Consider the following 19249-nt stretch of genomic DNA (forward strand, 5'->3'; position numbering starts at 1 on the left):
ATGTCATCTTTCGGGCACAAAGTAAGTCTGCTTACCTAAATAGATTCCAAAATTTGGATTAATGTCCCGTTTTTGGGCGACCCGGCGCTATTTTCTTACTATTCAACCGGCCGCCGGGTCTGCTTCAGGTGTAAGATAAATTCATTACGACAAGTTTGCCAAAAACGTTTTTCTGACCGTCCGGCGGGCGGCCCGGAGGATTACAGGATAAACAAGAATTTTTTTGGCTTAAATAAATCCTGTTCATCCTGTAATCTTGTCCGAAAAGAAACTTGTCCTGTAATCCCCTTGATGGTCTTACTTCAGTTTTTTCTCCAGCATTTTGATGAAATAGCCACCCACGACTGAGCGAGCCCGGAAGCCAACGTGGCGGCCGTCGGTGGTTTCGTGCCAGTCAGAAAGCGGAATCCGGTCGGGACTTTCATTCGCAAAGCGCAGCACGGGTTCAATCAGGGCATCGAACTGGGTGGGCCGGTCGGCGAGGGTAGCTGTCCAGATAATCCAGTCCGATTTGGTGTAGGTACGGCGGCTGTCGAGCGGCAGACCAAACGGCATTTGCTTCAGCAGGTAGTACGAAACCTCGCGCTGAGCTACCTCTTTGGGGAAGATTGACTCGCCCGAACGGTCCAGTTTCAGCAGTTTATCCCACACTAGATTGTATTTCTGGCTCCAGGTGTTGCCCCCGTTAGGGTTAAAGGTCAGCGCATAGTGGTCGCCTTTATCGGCCAGCACCATCCACTTGCGGGCCAGTTCGCGGGCTAGAGTCAGGTATTCTTTCTCGGCTTGCAATTCGCCCAGCTGCCCGGCCAGATACCCGTAGCTGGCAATACCCAGAATGGCTTTTACCGAGAGGTTGGCGTTGCGGGCAAGGTGTCCGGCAAAGTCATCGGTACAAAGCTGGTTTTCGGGGTCGAAACCATGTTCTTTCAGGTACTGCACCCAGGTGGTGAGTACTTGCCAATGCTTGCGGGCGTAATTTGGGTTGCCGTCAACGGCCGCGAGTGCCGCCGTCAGAATGAGCATGTTACCGCATTCTTCCACTGGCATATCTTCGCCGTAGGTTTGGCCATTGGCCAGCGGGTAAGTGCCAACATCATGGGCCGCAAACGGTTTGGTCCATCGGCCGCTTTCAGAATACTCAAAAATAGGCTCCATCATCCCCTTCAGCAGGGTAGGGTTGTAGAGCAAAAAGAGCGGGGCCGAGGGGTACGTCACATCGACAGTGCCGATGGAGCCATTGGAAAAATTCTCTTTCGAGAAAAACAACGGTGTGCCGTCGGCGCGGGCTACGAGCTTGTGCGCGGCAATAGCCTGTCGGTACGCCAGCACGCACAGTTGCGCGTACGAACGGCCCCCAGCCTGCCGGGCGTCGGCATAGAGCTGGGTATCAAATTGGTCGCATTGATTTCGCAATTGCCGGTAATCGGTTTCGGCGGCTTGCAAGGCCCGCTCAATGGCCGCTTCGGGCCCATCGGAGTCTTTGCTGTACCGACGCCACCACGCCCGCAACGGCTGCCCGAAATACTCAACGGACTTCAGGTCGTCGTAAGCCAGCAGCCAGTGCCGCTCTTCGGCTTTGCCCGTCACCGTCCCCAGATCAAACGCCAGCGAGAGCACCGTGGGGTTGTTGAGAGCAATAGTCGGGCGGCCTTCGTCGGGGGTATCGCTCACCCGACCTTCGCGTTCAAACTGATTCAGGGCACCCGCCAGTGAGCCAATCCGGTTGCTGGTTTGGCCGTTGGCCTCGGCGGCTACGTACAGGTGGCCCCAGTCGATGCGAACATTGTCGCCCTTGCGGCCCAGCACATTCTGCGCGGCCGAACCTGCCCGCATCCAGTTGAGCGTAGGGCCGTTTTGCGCCGTGCGCCCCCGGCGCCAGACCACCGGCTGATCGGGTGAGTCGACCGCAATATCGGTGGAGGCATCGCTGTAAAGTTGTACCGAGTGCGCCTTGCCGTCGGTGGCCCGTACGGTGTAGGTGATGTACTGCACCGGCCGCGACAGCACGTCGAGGTTATCCATTAGCAGGGGAGCTGTAAACCGGACGGTCAGCTCAACCCCACCGGCTGCAAACGTAAACGTCGACTGCGTAGCGGTCATCTGCTGACTCGTTTGCTCGGCCACGTCCATGTTTAGTTCACGCTCCGAGAGCAGGCCCAGATCCACAAAGCCGGGGCCGCTGAAATTCTGGCTGTGAAACGCAATCAGGTTCAGGCCGGGCCGGAGCACGTCGCGAATTCGGCGTTGGGTGGCTGTTACCTCGTAGTTGGGCGATACCCCACCGATGCCGGCGATGCGCTGCCCGTTGATAAACAGCTCGTAATTGTCATTATAGATGGCGCTAACCAGCAGATTCCCGTCGGGAATGGAAGGCAGGTCGACTACCCGGCGTACCCAAATATCCGAGGAGGTCCAGTGCGTGCGGTCGGTATCGCGGCTACCAAACGTACCGGCTCCGGCCGCCCACAGGCTGTCGTCGAAATCGGGCGAGGCCCAATTGTCGGCGGGGTGCTTGGTGGTATACCGGGCTTCGTAGGGGTGTTGCAGGGCCGAGTGAACCAGCGTATCGCCTGGGAACGTAGGCTTACCCATAAACCGGAACACCCGCCCATCGACCCGAATCAGGCCGTTGAGCTGATGGGCCCGACCGGTCCAGTGCCGGGTTGGGTCGGCGTTGAGTTTGGAGCCAAATGACCAGATGCTGGTGTACGGGTCAATCGTAATCAGCGGAGTAGCTGGCGGATTGAAGGCTAACGTCGAGGGAGTACGGGTGCGGTCGGTTGCCGGTTGTGCCACACCAGAAAGCGTATTCATCAGAAATATACAAGTTACGGTGAAAACGGTATATCCAAAGTTACGCACCCGTATCATCCGATTGTATTTATAGGACATATCTTTTAACTATTTTAGTGCAAATTTAATATGAAGGGCTCTTCAAGTGTGTTTTAGCGACCCGACAGTCCCGTTTAGCGTTTCAACATGTACTCGTTGTGTACGCTACCCAGTACTCAGTTGTGCAACTTGTTGTATCTTGAAAGAGAAAAGAAGACGCTATCTATTCGCCTGTTTATGCAACCAACCACGTCGGTCAGTGTCCGACCTGCCACCCTCGATGATTGCCCGGTCGTGTACCGGTTTCTCTGTGATCTGGAAGAAACTACCCTAGACCCAGTGGCGTTTGGGGCCGTGTTTGCGCGCAATACAACCAGCCCGTCGGTTTGGTACCGGGTCGCCGAAGTCGGTGCGGAGGTGATCGGGTTTGTGAGTTGCCATGCGCAGTGGCTGTTGCACCATACGGGGCGGGTGGGCGAAATCCAGGAGTTGTACGTTCAGCCCGACTACCGAAACCAGCGCATTGGGCATCAGTTAGTAGCCGAGGTGGTTCAGATTGCCCGACAGGAAGGGTTCATTAATTTGGAAGTAACCACCAACGCCCGCCGGACCGATACAATCCGGTTTTATGAACAAACGGGTTTTCGGGCTTCGCACCGGAAACTGGTGATGGGGTTGATGCCGGAGGATAAAGAGTCCGTTTAGCGGCTGTTAAACTGGAGCAGTACGCCTTTTTTGCCCTCGCTCGCTATGTATAGTGTGCCATCGGGCGCGAAACAGATGCCTTCGGGCTGCGGTAACAACGCCCGGTCGAGAGCGGCCGATGAGCGAATTTTACCATTGCGGTCCATGACCACCAGCCGGTGCCCGTTGGCTGCCAATACGTAGTAGTCGCCGGTTTTGGGGTGTACTGCAATACCCGATGGCTTCACGGGCTCGGTGGGTTTATCGCCCTCCATGTCGGCCAGTACGGCTTGTCGCAGCACAGGCCCGCGCCATAGCGTGGCCCGTTTTAGGTCGTAGAAATAAATGGGTTTGTCGTTGCCTCCGCCCGGCTGAATCTTGGCCGAGGGGTCTTTGGTCGCCAGCAGTAGGGCATTCAGTTTGGGGTCGTACCCGAGACCTTCCACATCATTTTTACCGGCCAGCTCGATTTTGATGTGGTGAATATCGACGCCACCGCCCAGAATTTTCACGCCATCGGTCGGTTTGAAGTGGTAGAGTTCGCCATCAGAGCGGAGCATGTACAGGGTGCCATCCACAAACTCAACGCCTTCGTAATCGCCTTTGCCGCCAAACACATGCTCGTCGGTGACCCGTTTGCGGGTGAGGTCATAAATAAATACCACCGCCAGTTCGTCCTGAATCATGGCCAGTTTGCCCGGCTTGTAATAACTCAGCCCCGACACTTCGCGCAGTTCTTTGGGTAGTGTGTAGCGTTCGGTGGGGTTGGCCAGATCGTACGGAACAGCCTCATTGGGTAATGATGAAGCTTCGGCCGACTCGGTTTTCTTTTTCTGAGGCCCACAGGCCGACAGAAGGCTGACGAGAAACAGCATCAGAAACGTATATGGCAGCAAGGCGTGGGAAGAAGCGGGCAAACGCATACGAACAAGTATCTTTCGGGCAAGTAACGCAAAATCATGAAAAAAGCCATTCTACTCGGTCTGATCTTATTGGGGAGCTTCGGTACGGCAGATGCCCAGAAACGAACCATTCTTGAGCGCGACTTGCGTGCTATGTTGAGCGCCTTTCGGGGCGATGTGGGCGTGTATGTTCGCAACCTGCGTACGGGCGAGACCGTTGCTATTAATGCCGACACCTTGTTCCCGACGGCCAGCACGATCAAGATTCCGATTCAGTGCGGTTTGTTCGATAAGATTCACCGGGGCGAACTCAAATACGGGGCAGAGCTGGTGTACAAAGACTCGCTGCATTACGACGATGGCATTGTGGGCCAACTCAAAGATGGAGCCAGATTGCCGCTCTCGCAGGTGGTCATGCTCATGGAAACCACCTCTGATAATACGGCCAGTCTGTGGTGCCAGGCCATGGCTGGGGGCGGGGCGGCCATTAACGCCTGGCTCAACGCCAACGGCTTTACCCAGACCCGCGTCAACTCACGAACACCGGGCCGGGCGGCTTTTCAGAAACAGTACGGCTGGGGCCAGACCACCCCGCGCGAACTAGCCGAGTTGCTGGCGTACATCCGGGCGGGCCGGGCTGTTTCGCCCGATGCCAGCGACCGCATGTATCGTAATCTGTGCCGGCAATACTGGGATGGCGACGGGCTTTCGCAGTTGCCGCCTGAGGTTAAAGTAGCCAGTAAGAATGGGGCCGTAAACCGGTCGCGGTCGGAGGTGGTGCTGGTACACGCGCCCCATGGCGAATACGTGTACTGCCTGATGACCAAAAACGCGCAGGATGAAAGCTGGGAGCGTAATAATGAAGGTTTCGCGTTGCTCCGTGCGGTGGGGGCCCGGCTCTGGAAACATTTTGAGCCAAAGTCGAACTGGAAACCCGTGGCTGGTTACGAAACCTGGTGGTAAGCCTCACTTACGGTTGCGCCAGACCTTGAAGTCTTCGTAAAAGCGATCGAGGAAAATAGCCGGGCTAATGGAATAGTAAAATCCGTTGAACGTATTCGGGTTGCTTGGTACCCGTTGCTGAATGGTCCAGCGGTAGCCGGTCATGAAATTGATACCAAACCAACGGGTGGGTTTGAACCCCCATAGCGGTGGGAACTTAACGGAGAACGAAGCCCCCAGCCCGAGCGGGAAAGCCAGCATGCGTCGGATTTCCGCCGGATTTTCGTCGGCCAGCCCCCGGTCGAGTTCGTAGCGGGCGGTGCCAGCCCCTATTTCAAGTGGCGAACTCAACTCCCAGTATTTTCGCCGAAAATAGTACGGTTCAATGTACAGGGTGCCGTACGAAAGTCGGCGGGCGCGGAGGTTGTAGCCGTCCCAGTTACCGTGGGTACGCTGATTGGTAAAGTAGTAGCCAACGCCTACTTTCACGTTGATGGGCAACAGAAAGCCCGCCCGGGCACCCCATACGTTGGTTTGGGCCCGTACGTTTGTGGCGGGGTTTTTGAAGAAAAAGAACCGTTGGTCGGTCTCGGCAATGAACTTCGGCTTTTCAGGACGTTCGTTTTCACCCGGTTGCAGCGTGTCGGCCGCCGATGGAGGTGACTCCGATTGAGCAGATACCCGCCCGGTGAAGCCGGTCAGCAGAATAAAGAAGAGAAAAGCGCGCATAACGAGTGTTGAGTAATACCCGTATAACCCACGACCTGCTCATTGGGTTTATGGATAAACAGCCAGTTTTGCCGCTCCAAAATCAATATACCCCGTGACAACGCCTGCTCAAATAGCCCCCCCGCCCTGGACCCTGCACGGTGAGGGTATCGTGATGGTTGCCCATTTTTCGGAATCGTTCGTTCGCAAGCACGGGTTTCTGAATCCGACCCAGCAGAAGGGCTACCGGGGATACGTGGGGTTGGTGATGCTGGTCGACTATCGAACATCGGGGGTGGGGCCGTACCGTGAGCTGCTCTTTATTCCCGGTCTGTTTCGTCTGAACGGGCAAACGGTGTTTTCGATCTCTAAAATCTACGTTTCCACCTACGACAGCGTCTGGAACGGCATTCAGAATTGGGGGATTCCGAAAGAACTGGCCGATTTTGAGTTGACCACCCGACCCGACGGCACACGGCATTTTGCCGTAAGTCAGCAGGGCGAACCGTTCTTTTCGGCCCAAGTAAAGCCGTGGGGGCCGCGTTTACCCGTCAAGACCCGGCTGTTGCCCCCGTTTCGGATTATGCAGCAGCACGACGGAAAAACCTGGTTGCTGACCCAGCCCGAGGCTACCGGCCGCGCCCGGCTGGGGTCGCTCAAACAGGTGAAGGTAAACCCGGCGTATTTTCCTGATATTAGCCAGGGGCGGGTGCTGAGCACCTTTGTGGTTGATGATTTTGAGATGACGTTTCCAGTGCCCCAAAGTACGCCGGTATAGAAGTACCAGTGCGCCCCGCAGACACCCTGCCGCCGAGCGGGTTAGGTACCAATGGCTATGAAACCTAAGCGAAAGCTGACGGTTTGTATTACCTTTGTCTATTGCGCCAAAATGGGTCGTTTCTGGCAATAGAACGCCAGCAGAAACGTTTCAGGTAATAAATTGATATGCAACCGACTCTGTCCCTTCTTCCTTCGCCAAGAACCCACTCCGGGCGGTATGGTTTATGGTTTGCCGGACTGTTGGGCACGATGGCAAGCCTGGTGCTGACACCCGTGCAGGCGCAGAACCCCGCACCCCCGCTTTCGCTTACCGCCCCGGTTCCCGTCGATGAAACCCGTGCCCGGCTTGAAGAGGAAACGCTCTTTGCCGATGGGATGAAGTTTATGATGACCGACGAGCCAACCAAAGCCCTGGCTCAGTTCGAGAAACTCCTTCAAAAAAAGCCCAACAACGCGGCCGCCCGGTATGCAGCCGCGCAGGCTCTGATGAAAACCGGCAAGGTGGTTGAGGCCATCCCGTATGCCCTGAAAGCGTACGAAGCCGAAAAAACAAACAAATACTACAATCTGCTGCTGGCCGAACTGTACGTAAAACAGAAACGCTACGCCGAAGCCGAACGCCTGTACGAAGACCTGCTCAAGCAAAGCACCGAGAATATGGAGTACGGGGTGGAGCTGGCGGCAATCTACCTGTTCGACGAGAAGCCCGATAAAGCCCTCGAAACGTACAACCGGGTAGAAAAGGCGCTGGGTCTCAATGAAGAGATTACGCGACAAAAGCAGCGTATCTATCTGAAGCAGAATAAAATAGATAAGGCTGTAGAAGAAGCCGAGAAGCTGGTGGCCTACGAACCCGGCGACCCCGACTACCTGCTTGAAGGAGCCGAACTGCTCATGGCTAACGACCGCGACGATCAGGCCATTGGCTGGCTCGAACGGGCGCTCAAACTCAGCCCTGAACTACCGCAGGCACACGTATTGCTGGCCGAAATCTACCGGAAAAAAGGCGATATGACCCGGGCCCGAAAAGAGCTCGATTTTGTGTTTGCCAACCCCAACCTCGAAGCGGGCCTGAAAGCCCGGATTCTGTCGAGCTACGTAGGGTTGTCGGATAACAGCGCCAATGCCCAACAGGATGCCCTCAAACTGGCGCAGGAACTGGCCAAAGCGCATCCGAACGATGCCCGCTCGCAATTGATGCTGGCCGACCTGCTGGTGCAGCAGGGCAAAAAAGCCGAAGCGCGCGATCTGTACGCTAAGGCCGCTCAGCTCGATGGCTCTACGTACGAAATTTGGGGCGCTTTGCTGCAGCTCGATGGCGAGCTTAACCAGGTCGATAGTTTGCTGGTACACTCGCAGAAAGCCCTCGAACTGTTTCCGAATCAGGGTTTGTTCTGGTATTCCAACGGAACGGCCAACCTGTACAAACGGAAGTACCCCGAGGCTGTTGAGTCGCTCGAAGAAAGCCGCAAGTTGTTGGCTAATGCCACCACCGCCGAGCTGGAAAGCCTGATGAAAGCCGTGAATGCGCAGTTGGGCGATGCCTACAATGGCATCGGCGACCATGCCAAATCCGACGAGGCCTACGAGTTGGTACTCAAAGACGACCCCCGCAACGAGCACGTTCTGAATAACTACAGCTATTTTCTGTCGCTCCGCAAAGACAAACTCGACCGGGCCCTGACCATGTCGACAATGCTCGTTGAGCGTAACCCCAACAGCCCTACCTATCTCGACACGCATGCCTGGGTGCTGTATGTTCGGAAGGAATACGCCAAGGCCCGCACGTTTCTGGAGAAGGCCGTTGCCGCCGATCCCAACGGTGTAAGTGGCACTATTCTCGAACACTACGGCGATGTGTTGTTTCAGTTAGGCGAAAAAGATAAGGCCGTTGAGCAGTGGAAAAAGGCAAAACAAAAAGGTGAAAACAGCCAGCAGCTGGATAAGAAAATCGCTTCTGGCAAACTATATGAATAAAGTACTCTTGCCCGGCTTGCTCATGCTGTCCCTTCTGAGTTCGGAAGGGTGCCGCCGACGGCGAATGTTGCAGCAAGTCCCCCCGTCTTTGTCGGCCGACTCGGTAGCCATCGTCAAGAAGCCAATCCCGCTTGATACGACCGCTGCCCGCCCGGATTCGGCCCGTGCCACTGCACCCGCGAGTGTGTCGGCTGCCGAGCCACCCCGGCCCCGACCCGGTATTGAGGAAGCCCGCGCCAATGTCGCCGAAATCGATTTCAAATACCTGACCGCCCGCTCGAAAGTGAGCATTAAGAGTCAGGATGAGAATACCGACAATGCCAACATGAATATCCGGGTTCGGAAAGACAGCCTTATCTGGTTCTCGGTGCAGAAACTCGGTATCGAAGCCGCTCGGGGCATTGCCACCCGCGACAGTATCATTATTCTGGATAAGATTCACAGTGAATACTCGGTGTACGACTTTCCGAGTCTGAGCCGACAGTTTAATTTCGAACTGAACTTCGATCTGCTTCAGGCGCTCATTGTGGGTAACTTGCCCCTGCCTAAACGGCCTGCTCAGAAAATCAAGAATGAGCGAGACTACCTTCTGTTGCGGCAGAGCGAAGGCAAGGTGATGCTCGAAAATTATATTGGTGAGGAAGACCGGAAACTGAAAAAGCTGATGGTTACCGAACAGCCCACCAAAAACACGCTCCGGCTTGATTATGCGGATTTTAAAGCCCTTAATAGCTTTCTGTTTCCGTACACCAGTCTGATTACGTTAGATTATAAATCGAATGCCGATGGGCAGTTTTACCAGAAATTGCTGCAAATTCGGCATAACAAAGTAGAGCTGGTGGACAAAGACCCCGGTTTTCCGTTTAGCATTCCGCCCAAATATACCCGGCGGCCCTAAGTGCTGTTTCTGGTTTGATGCGGTTGGCTGGGAACGGTATTCCCGCCATTACCCGGAACCTACAAACCCTAAACTATTGACTATTTTGCGTACGTTGCGTTTTCTCGTTCTTGGCTTATTTCTCTTGCCGGCAATGGTGTTGCCTGCCCAGGCGCAGCAACGGAATCGGCAGGCGTTGGAGCGGGAGAAAAAGCAGAATCTGGAACGAATGGCCGAAATCCGGTCGGTGCTGAAAAAGACCACCTCGGAGAAAGAAGTGACGTTGGGGCAGCTGAAAGCACTCAACCAGCAGATTAAGGCCCAAACAGAGCAAATTGAACTGCTCAACGAAGATCTGCAACTGACTGATTCTGAAATTGCCGAACTCCGTCAGCAAAGTCAGAAACTAACCGGCGACCTCACCCGGCTGAAAAAGCAGTACGCTGATATGATTGTCCGCGCCGACCGGCGTCGGCAGCAACTCAACCCGCTCGGCTTTCTGTTCGCGGCCGATAACTTCAACCAACTCATTGCCCGCTACCGGTACCTCAAGCAGTATTCCAACGCCCGGCAGGGGCAGGTCAAACAAATTGAAGAGGTACAGGCCCAGATTAAGGGTAAACAGGTTGCTACTGAGCGTAAGCGACGCCAGCAGAAAACCACGATTACTGCCAAAGTAAGCGAGTCGAAAAAGCTGGAGAACCTCAAAGGCGAGCAGGATAAGGTCGTTAAGCAACTGAGCCAGAAAGAAAGTCAGCTCCGCGACGAACTGGCCGAAAGCCGTCGGTCGGTGGCGCGTCTGGAGAGTATGATTACCCGCATTATTGCGCGGGAGGCCCGCGAACGAGCCGCGCGTGAAGCCCGCGAACGGGCCGAGCGCGAACGACTGGCGCGCGTTGAAGCGGCCCGAAAAGCCGCCGAACGCAAACGTGCTGAAGAGGCTGCCGCCCGAGAAAAACCGACCGAAGACCGTCCCATTACCGAACCCGCGCCCGAGAAAGAGGTCGCTAAGGTCGACGTTCCCGAGAAAGCCGAGGTGGATGCCCGCCGGGATAACAATCTCAACGATGCCGAAATGGCCCTGGCGTCGTCGTTTGCGGCTTCGCGTCGGCGGTTGCCGTGGCCCGTACAGCGCGGGTTTGTGTCGGACCGGTTTGGGGTGCACAAACACCCGGTGCTGGGCATTAACATCTCAAATCCAGGAATTGATATTCAGACAAACGCCGGAGAAACCGTGCGGTCGGTGTACGAGGGGGTAGTCATGAACGTCGAGTACGTAATGGGGAGCAACAACGTGGTAGCTATTCAGCACGGCGACTATTTCACCATTTACGCCAAGCTCAAAAGCGTGTCGGTACGGGTGGGGCAGCGGGTCAAAGCCCGCGAACCTATCGGTGTGGTGGCTACCGACGCCAAAGGGATTTCAGAACTCCAGTTTCAGGTTTGGAAAGAGTTTGCCAAAATGAACCCTGAAACGTGGCTGGCACCCCGGTAAACCGTAAACTTCAATATAATGTCCATTCACAACCCCGATATCAAACGCGTTACCACGCATACCATTCAGGAACTGAAAAACCGAGGGGAGAAAATCACGGCACTCACAGCCTACGATTACTCCATGGCGCAGGTGGTCGATGCTGCCGGTGTCGAGATGATTCTGGTGGGCGATTCGGCCTCCAACGTGATGGCCGGGCACGAAACTACCCTGCCCATCACCCTCGACCAGATGATTTATCACGCCAGTTCGGTGGTGCGGGCGGTTAAGCGGGCATTGGTTATTGTTGACCTGCCGTTTGGGTCCTATCAGGGCAATTCGGAAGAAGCCCTGCGGTCGGCCATTCGGATTATGAAAGAGTCGGGGGCACATGCCGTCAAGCTCGAAGGGGGTCAGGAAATCAAGGAGTCGATTGTTCGGATTCTGAGCGCGGGCGTACCGGTTATGGGGCACCTGGGGCTTACTCCGCAGTCGATTTACAAGTTTGGTACCTATGCCGTCCGGGCTAAAGAAGATGCCGAAGCCGCCAAACTGATGGAAGACGCGCTGATGCTTCAGGAGGTGGGTTGCTTTGGGGTAGTCCTCGAAAAAATTCCGGCCGCTCTCACCCGGCAGGTCTCCCAGGCACTTTCTATCCCAACAATTGGGATTGGCGGAGGCCCCGACGCCGACGGTCAGATTCTGGTTCTGCACGATTTGTTGGGCATTACCAAGGAGTTTAAGCCCCGGTTTCTGCGTCGGTATGCCGACCTGAACACGGTGATGACGGAAGCCATCGCTCATTACGTCGACGATGTAAAGGCCAAAGACTTCCCGAACGAAAAAGAAGCCTACTAAGTTAGTGAGTAATGCGTCGTGCTGAAGGCCCGTACCTTTCTGGTTAAACCCGGTAGCATTTCGCATTCATCATTACATATTATGAAAAAGAAACTGCCTCCTTATCAGGTCGTTTACGAAGATAACCACCTGCTCATTGTCAACAAGGAGCCGGGGATTCTGGTGCAAAGTGACCGCACCGGCGACGCATCGCTGGTCGAAATCCTGCGCGACTATATCAAGGAGAAATACAACAAGCCGGGCGATGTATTTTTGCACCCGGTGCACCGACTCGACCGGCCGGTGAGTGGTTTGGTGGTGTTTGCCCGCACTTCAAAAGCCCTGGAGCGGATGATGGAGATTTTCCGGAAACGGCAGGTGCAAAAAACCTACTGGGCTGTGGTTCGGCGCAAACCCCCTGAAGAAAGTGGTAAACTGATAAGCTGGCTGGTAAAAGACGAAGCCAAAAATCAGGTGACTACCTACACCCACGAGGTAGCAGGGTCGCAGCGGGCCGAACTAAACTACCGCGTACTGGGCAAAATCAATGAGCATTACTTGCTCGAAGTAGACCCCATTACGGGCCGTCCGCATCAGATTCGGGCGCAATTGGCCGAGATGGGTTGCCCGATTCGGGGTGATATTAAGTATGGTTACGACCGGCCCACGCCCGATAAGAAAATTTACCTGCACGCCCGTCGGCTTTACTTTCAGCATCCTGTTAAGAAGGAGCCCCTGATTTGCAAAGCGGGTTTGCCACGCGATCCGTTCTGGGAGGAGTTTCTGGAGCTTGATCAAGAAGAAATCAAAGATAAGAATATTGATTTCCTGTACGAGTAGGGGATCAAACCGTTGATATACACAAAAAGGCCCCGGCTGTACCAAGTGGTAAAAGCCGGGGCCTTTTGTGTACTGTATGATTCATGTCTTGTAAGTTTACTCCAGCGAAGCACTCGTTTCTGCCTGCTGCGAATCGGCAACATCGGTCATCATTTGATTGAACACCCGCTCAGCCATGTTAACCGCACCTTGAATTGCTCCGAAAGCGAGACACACGGGAAGAATGATGGGCAGGAAGAAAGCCCATTGAAACAGCATATACAAGCGAAACTTTCTCATCTTTAAGTTGAACCCTTTAACAATGGTTGAAATTACTCTCTCAGTTAGGATCAGAGAATAAAAAGGGAAAACAGATCATAGATTGTGTCTCTTTTTTGTTCTCATGATATTCAAAGTTAAACTTGATATTATACAATGCCAAGTTAACGCCGGGATTTTTAATATAGTTTTTAGCTATTTAAGTCCCTTAAGCAGTCCAGATGCGTAATTTTCAAACAGTAAGCCCTATTTCTCTGATTGGCCAATAGACTTAGTGTTCACTTTTTAATCCAGATCTAACAGATGCCAAAATCGTTTGCCCGACTTTTTTACTTGCTTTTAGTTTTACTCTGTTCGGCTTTCACGTGTTGCAAAAGCGAGGAGCAGAATCAGTCCCGAACCCAGGAGCCTTCACGAAACTGGCAAGATCGGAGGGCCCGTAAAGCCGATGATCGATACAATAATTCCTTTGACAAATACCATGCCAAGGAACGTAAAAACGCGAAGCAGCAAGGCGACGAGTATCGGTCTTCAAAAGCTCAGACAGGGCGGATTCCCCAAAAGGCGCTGGAGGTACTGGCTCATATCCGGCAGTATAATCGCGCGCCCGAAGGCTACGTGGGTGGTCGACGGTTTGGTAATTTTGAGGGTCATTTGCCCCGGCAAAGCCTGGAAGGTGGCCGTATCGATTACCGCGAATGGGACGTAAACCCGCGGGTAAACGGCCGGAACCGAGGTGCCGAACGACTCGTAACCAGCTCCGACGGGCGCGCCTGGTACACCCTCGATCATTACAATACGTTTACCGAGATAAAGTAAGTACTGAGTCAAAAGTAAAAGTATAGTGTAAAATGAACAATGAACAATGAACAATGAACAATGAACAATGAACAGGTTGATTAATGGTTTAATACCCATTGTGCATTATTCATTGTTCATTTATTTAATACCTGTTTGTTTACAATGCGTTTATCCGTGCGGAGGCAGTATAGAGCAGCCCTGTGGTCGTAGTTGTGCGGACTCGGCCTGTTTCTAAACGATAAACCCAAAACTTAAAACCCATACATGGCCTCAACGCCTAATATTTGGCTCAGCCGGTCGGAAGACGCCCTGGCTAAGCGCTTCGGAAGCGACGATTACTTCATTGCCCATATCGACGGGCAGAAAGCGATTACGTTGCGCCAGTTTTACGAAGAAATAGCCGACGTGCTGGAGTTTCCGGTTTCGGGTTATAATCTGGATGCCCTCAATGACTCGCTCAACGACCTGCAATGGCTCGAAGATGTGAAAATTGTGCTCTACGTGACCGCTACCGATCTTTTCGTGAGCAAAGAGCGTGACCCTATCAAATTGAGCAGTATCCTGCAAATATTTGACGCCACCGCCGAAGACTGGAAGTGGGTAGAAGACGACGAGCTGATGGAGCGTAAAGAATTTTATGTGGTGCTCGAAGATAGCCCCCGTATTCGGGAGGTACTTCAGCGCGACGACATCGCCTTCGGTGAGTTGTAGAAAATTGAAAAGCCCTCTGATTAGGTAAGCGCTCACTGGTCAATGAGTGCTTACCTAATCAGAGGGCAACGATAAACCCAAAACGATAAAGGCTAAACTCGTTTTTAGTTGAGCCGTTCAAAAATACCGGCAACGCCTTGGCCACCGCCTACGCAGGCCGATACCATACCGTATTTCTGATTGCGCTCGGCCATCTCGTTTAGGAGTTGAACCGACAAACGCGCCCCGGTTGAGCCGAGGGCGTGCCCAAGAGCAATGGCCCCACCATTGGGGTTAATAATTTCAGGGTTGAGATCAAGCTCTTTGATCACAGCCAACGACTGAGCAGCAAATGCCTCGTTCAGCTCGATCTGATCAATATCACTTTGCTGCAAACCGGCTTTTTGCAGGGCAATCGGGATAGCCGCCACCGGGCCAATGCCCATGATGCGCGGTTCTACACCGGCCGAGGCATATGATACCATCCGGCCCATCGGCTTCAGGTTCAACTCATTCACCAGTCGCTCCGACATGACAATTACAAAAGCCGCTCCGTCGGAGGTTTGCGACGAATTGCCGGCCGTAACTGAGCCACCTGCCGCAAATACTGGCTTCAGGCGGGCGAGCCCTTCGGCACTTGTGTCGGTGCGGGGGCCTTCGTCTTTATTTACCGTCCACTCCCGGGTTTTCTTCTTGCCACTGTTGGCGTCGAAGTAGGTTTCCTTCACCGCAATCGGCACAATTTGCTTGTCGAACCGGCCTGCAGCCTGAGCCGCTAAAGCTTTCTGATGCGATGCGTAGGCAAACTGATCCTGCTCGTCGCGGCTAATATTGAACTGCTGCGCTACCTGCTCGGCCGTAAGACCCATGCCGATGTAGTAATCTGGGTTTTTCTGGGCAATGTCGTAGTTGAGGGCTGTTTTCCAACCCATTACTGGCACCAGCGACATCGACTCGGTTCCTCCGGCAATGATACAGTCCGCCAGGCCAGCGTGAATTTTGGCCGAGGCAATGGCAATAGCCTCCAGGCCTGAACCGCAGTACCGGTTGATAGTCATACCCGGCACCGTTTTAGGCAACGATAGCAGGGCAATATACCGGGCAATCTGCATGCCTTGCTCGGCTTCGGGTACGGCATTACCCACAATCAGATCTTCTACGCGGGCGGGGTCGAGCTGCGGCACCTGTGCCAGCAAATGCTTGATGACCTCGGCCGCCATATCGTCGGGGCGAGTAAGACGAAGGCCACCGCGCGGGGCTTTACCAACAGCGGTACGGTAGCCAGCAACAACGTATGCGTCCATGTATATGGGGTTTTTAGAATGTCAATAAAATAGCTCCGGCAGGCGAATGGCTATACCTAAAACCAATTTTCTGCCGGAATAATTACAGACAAATATAAGATGTTATGCACGCATACTATTAAGGCTGGGCAAAAACTTTTCGGCGTAGTGCCGAATTTGGGCCTGCGTTAGTTCGGGTTCCTGCGCTACCCGGCCGAGGCAAGATAGCCCTGTGATGCCCAAAATGACCGATTCGGAGGCCGGTACGGTGGGGCCGCTGAAGATCAGCCCCAGGATAGGAATGTTGCGCGTGCGCAGGGCCTCAACTGAAAGTAGCGTATGATTGATGCTGCCGAGGTAGTTTCGTGAGACCAGCACAACGGGCAACTGTTGCTGCTGCACCCAGTCGATGTTGAGTTGCTGGTGATTGAGGGGCACCATAAGCCCGCCCGCCAGTTCGATCACGAGGTGATTGTCGGTTTGGGGCACCACAATTTGGTCCAGTTCAATACGTACCCCGTCGATGTCGGCTGCGGCATGGGGCGACAGCGGCTCGCGCAGGCGGTACGCTTCGGGGTGAAAGCGTGACCGGGTATTGCTGATAAGGCTCCGGACGGTTTCGGTATCGGAGTCTTCGAGGGCACCCGACTGTACGGGTTTCCAGTAATCGGCCTGTAACGCTTCGACCAGAACTGCCGAAACAACCGTCTTGCCAATTTCAGTGCCGATACCGGCTACAACGATGTTCATAATACTATGGTAGTTGATGATTCAGAAAAATTAGGGATTTGCCCACAGCGAACGGGAGTAGGATAAATTTCTTTGACAAGATTACAGGATAAGCAGGATTCATTTAAGCGAATGAACAATGTGAAACGCATAATGAACAATTGTATTACCTACTGGAAATCAGTCATTTAAACGTAAATTTTGCATTGTCCATTATACATTTCATTCAGTCTGACTACTTATGCCAGAGAACATCCTGTTTATCCTGTAATCCTCCGGGCTGCCGGGCGGTCAAAGAAACTTGTTCTACTATCCTGGCAAACTAGCCAATCGTCAGCGAGTCGAGCAGGTGGGTAATTTGGGCTTCGGTATTGAAGCTGTGCAGACAAATGCGCAGTCGTTCCTGCCCAACCGGCACTGTGGGGCTCAGAATAGCCCGTACATCGAACCCTGCCTGCTGAGCACGGGTGGCAACTGATCGACACGCTTCGTTCCCTCCGATTAGTAAGCATTGAATGGGGGAGGGGCTATCGGTCCAACGGGCATGGGGGAGTTTCTGGGCGGCCTGTTGCCGAAATAGTTCGATGAGCCTGTGCAGATACTGACGCTCGGCCGTTGCTCCTGATACCTGCTCGTGAGCGCACCCGATAGCCAGCAGGCTGTGGGGTGGGAGGGCCGTGGTATAAATAAACGACCGCGCGGTGTTGATGAGGTAATCCCGAAGCAGCCGGGGGCCAACAACAGCGGCTCCGTGTACGCCCAGACCTTTGCCAAAGGTATGCACGCGGGCCAGCACTCGCCCCGACAAACCCAACTCAGCCACGCGCCCGGCTCCGGTTGAACCATAAACGCCCGTCGCGTGGGCTTCGTCGACAATCAGGTGGGCCTCGTACTGCTCGCAGAGTTGAACCAGTTGAGGCAAGGGGGCCAGGTCGCCATCCATTGAATACACCGACTCAACAGCTACAAAGACCTGCTGGCCAACCTGTGTGCGTGCCCGCGCCTGCCGGAGCAATTCGTCCAGATGGGTCAGGTCGTTGTGCCGAAACCGGTGGCGCGTGGCATACGAGAGCCGGGCGCCATCAATCATGCTGGCGTGAATGAGCTCGTCGGTCAGGAGCACATCGTCACGGCCGGGTAGGGCCGAGAGTAAGCCGATATTGGCGTCGTAGCCGGCGTTGAAGACAAGTGCGGTTTCGGTTTGGTAATAAGCCGCTAATTGGGCTTCCACGGCGTCGGCCAGTAGTGTATGCCCCGCGAGCAGCCGCGAGCCCGTGGCCCCGTTGGCCAGATCGGGCGATTGGCGTTCGGCTTCACGGATCGCTTCCCGTAGCGTGGCCGAGCGCGCCAGGCCGAGGTAATCGTTCGAGCAAAAGTCGATTAGGCCGCTATTGGGCCGTAAGGTTCGCAGTAGCCCAGCTTGTTGGCGTTGCTGCAAACGGGCATCCAGAAAAGCGAGTTTGTCGTGCATGGAAGGACAAAAATAGGCAGGATGCGAGCGGACTCGGCACTCGGGGGGCGTTTCAGGGCCGATTTGCTGGCGAAGTCGGGGCTTTTTTGTTTTTTAGCCGTACAAACACGTTCTGTACAGCTTCTTATGCGCCTTACCTTGCTTCTGCTTCTCCTGACAACGCCCGTTTGGGCACAATGGACCCTTCAAACCGTTGGAACAACGGCGAGTTTTCGGGCGGTGAGTGCCGTGAGCGAGCGGGTTGTTTGGGTGGGTGGTTCGGGCGGGACATTTCTGCGGACTACCGATGGGGGCCAAACCTGGCAGACGGGGCGGGTACCCGGTGCCGAAACGTGCGATTTTCGCGATGTACAGGCCATAGATGCCCAAACGGCGGTTCTGATGAGCGCCGGCCCGGCCGAACAGGGGCAAGCCCGCTTTTACCGCACTACGGATGGCGGGCAGACCTGGACGCTAACGTATCAGACAAACCAGCCGGGTGTGTTTTTCGACGGGATGGCATTCTGGAACAATAAGCAGGGCATTGCCTTTAGCGACCCCGTGGCGGGTAAGTATGTGTTGCTTAAAACAAACAACGGGGGGCAGTCGTGGCAACCCATTACGGCTCCACAAGGAATGACCGTACATGGGGGCGAAGCTGCTTTTGCCGCCAGTGGGAGTAGTATTGCTGTACACGGCAGTCGGCACGTCTGGATTGGATCAGGTGGTGTAGGTGGCGGCCGCGTTTTTCGCTCAACCGATGGTGGGCAATCGTGGGCAGTGGCCGCAACGGGCCTCCCCGCCGATTCGAGCAAGGGCGTGTTTGGGGTATACTTCAAAAACCCGCGTGAGGGCATCGCCGTTGGGGGCGATTATCGCAACGAGAAAAAGCCGGGCCTTAACGTGGCTCTCACCCGCGACGGTGGCCAAACCTGGGCGGTTGCTTCGACCGGCCCGGAGGGTGGGCTAAAAGAAGGGGTGAGTCGGCTGACAAACGGCCATTGGGTGCTGGTAGGGCCATCGGGCACGAGCCTCTCGACCGATGAGGGTAAAACCTGGCAGCTTCTCGACACCGAAGCCTTCCACGCCCTCTCTTGTCAGGGCAACACCTGCTGGGCTGTTGGGGCCAAAGGGCGCGTGGGTCGGCGTACATTTTAAGGGTGATTTTTCGTTATCTAACCAAAA

18 protein-coding genes are annotated in these 19249 nt (G+C 54.6%); 11 read left to right on the plus strand and 7 right to left on the minus strand.

The window, feature by feature from the left end; all coding sequences use genetic code 11:
• Positions 1-297 precede the first annotated feature (297 nt).
• Positions 298-2814, minus strand: coding sequence for a glutaminase family protein (locus F5984_RS16910; RefSeq protein WP_246169056.1), 2517 nt, complete (start codon positions 2812-2814; stop codon positions 298-300).
• 255 nt (positions 2815-3069) lie between these two features.
• Between F5984_RS16910 and F5984_RS16915 the strand changes: the two genes are divergently transcribed.
• A complete protein-coding gene (locus F5984_RS16915; RefSeq protein ID WP_152125388.1) occupies positions 3070-3537 on the plus strand; it encodes a GNAT family N-acetyltransferase in 468 nt (155 codons plus the stop codon).
• On the opposite strand, the gene F5984_RS16920 is transcribed toward F5984_RS16915, so the two are convergent.
• Positions 3534-4391: an SdiA-regulated domain-containing protein gene (locus tag F5984_RS16920; RefSeq protein WP_246169059.1), complete on the minus strand. Its 858-nt coding sequence runs from the start codon at positions 4389-4391 to the stop codon at positions 3534-3536. The genes F5984_RS16915 and F5984_RS16920 overlap by 4 nt on opposite strands.
• An 84-nt stretch (positions 4392-4475) precedes the next feature.
• On the opposite strand from F5984_RS16920, the gene F5984_RS16925 reads away from it, so the two are divergent.
• Positions 4476-5381: a serine hydrolase gene (locus F5984_RS16925; protein WP_152125390.1), complete on the plus strand. Its 906-nt coding sequence runs from the start codon at positions 4476-4478 to the stop codon at positions 5379-5381.
• A gap of 3 nt (positions 5382-5384) precedes the next feature.
• On the opposite strand, the gene F5984_RS16930 is transcribed toward F5984_RS16925, so the two are convergent.
• Positions 5385-6089 (minus strand): hypothetical protein, encoded by a 705-nt coding sequence (locus F5984_RS16930; RefSeq protein ID WP_152125391.1) that lies wholly within the window; start codon positions 6087-6089, stop codon positions 5385-5387.
• 94 nt (positions 6090-6183) lie between these two features.
• Here F5984_RS16930 and F5984_RS16935 point away from each other — a divergent pair, with 94 nt between their 5' ends.
• The 6 genes from F5984_RS16935 to F5984_RS16960 all read left to right on the plus strand — a co-directional run bounded on the left by F5984_RS16935 (position 6184) and on the right by F5984_RS16960 (position 12853).
• Positions 6184-6846 carry an acetoacetate decarboxylase family protein gene (locus tag F5984_RS16935; RefSeq protein ID WP_152125392.1) on the plus strand — a complete coding sequence of 221 codons (663 nt, stop codon included), beginning with the start codon at positions 6184-6186 and terminating at the stop codon, positions 6844-6846.
• A 251-nt stretch (positions 6847-7097) separates the two neighbouring features.
• A complete protein-coding gene (locus F5984_RS16940; RefSeq protein WP_394367439.1) occupies positions 7098-8825 on the plus strand; it encodes a tetratricopeptide repeat protein in 1728 nt (575 codons plus the stop codon).
• A complete protein-coding gene (locus F5984_RS16945; RefSeq protein ID WP_152125393.1) occupies positions 8818-9723 on the plus strand; it encodes a DUF4292 domain-containing protein in 906 nt (301 codons plus the stop codon). The genes F5984_RS16940 and F5984_RS16945 overlap by 8 nt, the downstream gene beginning before the upstream one ends.
• A gap of 133 nt (positions 9724-9856) precedes the next feature.
• Positions 9857-11197: a murein hydrolase activator EnvC family protein gene (locus F5984_RS16950; protein WP_246169064.1), complete on the plus strand. Its 1341-nt coding sequence runs from the start codon at positions 9857-9859 to the stop codon at positions 11195-11197.
• A gap of 18 nt (positions 11198-11215) precedes the next feature.
• Positions 11216-12034, plus strand: coding sequence for a 3-methyl-2-oxobutanoate hydroxymethyltransferase (gene panB / locus F5984_RS16955; protein WP_152125394.1), 819 nt, complete (start codon positions 11216-11218; stop codon positions 12032-12034).
• A gap of 81 nt (positions 12035-12115) precedes the next feature.
• Positions 12116-12853: an RluA family pseudouridine synthase gene (locus F5984_RS16960; RefSeq protein WP_152125395.1), complete on the plus strand. Its 738-nt coding sequence runs from the start codon at positions 12116-12118 to the stop codon at positions 12851-12853.
• Between the two features lie 96 nt (positions 12854-12949).
• On the opposite strand, the gene F5984_RS16965 is transcribed toward F5984_RS16960, so the two are convergent.
• Positions 12950-13132 (minus strand): hypothetical protein, encoded by a 183-nt coding sequence (locus F5984_RS16965; RefSeq protein ID WP_152125396.1) that lies wholly within the window; start codon positions 13130-13132, stop codon positions 12950-12952.
• A gap of 312 nt (positions 13133-13444) precedes the next feature.
• Between F5984_RS16965 and F5984_RS16970 the strand changes: the two genes are divergently transcribed.
• Positions 13445-13930 carry a ribonuclease domain-containing protein gene (locus tag F5984_RS16970; protein ID WP_246169066.1) on the plus strand — a complete coding sequence of 162 codons (486 nt, stop codon included), beginning with the start codon at positions 13445-13447 and terminating at the stop codon, positions 13928-13930.
• A 246-nt stretch (positions 13931-14176) separates the two neighbouring features.
• A complete protein-coding gene (locus F5984_RS16975) occupies positions 14177-14623 on the plus strand; it encodes a barstar family protein (protein WP_152125398.1) in 447 nt (148 codons plus the stop codon).
• Positions 14624-14727: 104 nt separating this feature from the next.
• Here the strand turns inward: F5984_RS16975 and F5984_RS16980 are convergent, their stop codons facing one another.
• The 3 genes from F5984_RS16980 to F5984_RS16990 form a co-directional block, all read right to left on the minus strand.
• Positions 14728-15906: an acetyl-CoA C-acyltransferase gene (locus F5984_RS16980; RefSeq protein ID WP_152125399.1), complete on the minus strand. Its 1179-nt coding sequence runs from the start codon at positions 15904-15906 to the stop codon at positions 14728-14730.
• A 102-nt stretch (positions 15907-16008) separates the two neighbouring features.
• Positions 16009-16635 carry a dethiobiotin synthase gene (gene bioD / locus F5984_RS16985; protein ID WP_152125400.1) on the minus strand — a complete coding sequence of 209 codons (627 nt, stop codon included), beginning with the start codon at positions 16633-16635 and terminating at the stop codon, positions 16009-16011.
• A gap of 301 nt (positions 16636-16936) precedes the next feature.
• The gene (locus F5984_RS16990; RefSeq protein WP_152125401.1) at positions 16937-18085 is read right to left on the minus strand and encodes an aminotransferase class I/II-fold pyridoxal phosphate-dependent enzyme; all 1149 of its coding nucleotides are present in this window, start codon (positions 18083-18085) and stop codon (positions 16937-16939) included.
• 126 nt (positions 18086-18211) lie between these two features.
• Between F5984_RS16990 and F5984_RS16995 the strand changes: the two genes are divergently transcribed.
• Positions 18212-19222, plus strand: coding sequence for a WD40/YVTN/BNR-like repeat-containing protein (locus F5984_RS16995; RefSeq protein ID WP_152125402.1), 1011 nt, complete (start codon positions 18212-18214; stop codon positions 19220-19222).
• Positions 19223-19249: the final 27 nt, after the last annotated feature.

This window comes from Rudanella paleaurantiibacter, assembly GCF_009184635.1.
GTDB classification, from domain to species: Bacteria; Bacteroidota; Bacteroidia; order Cytophagales; family Spirosomataceae; genus Rudanella; species Rudanella paleaurantiibacter.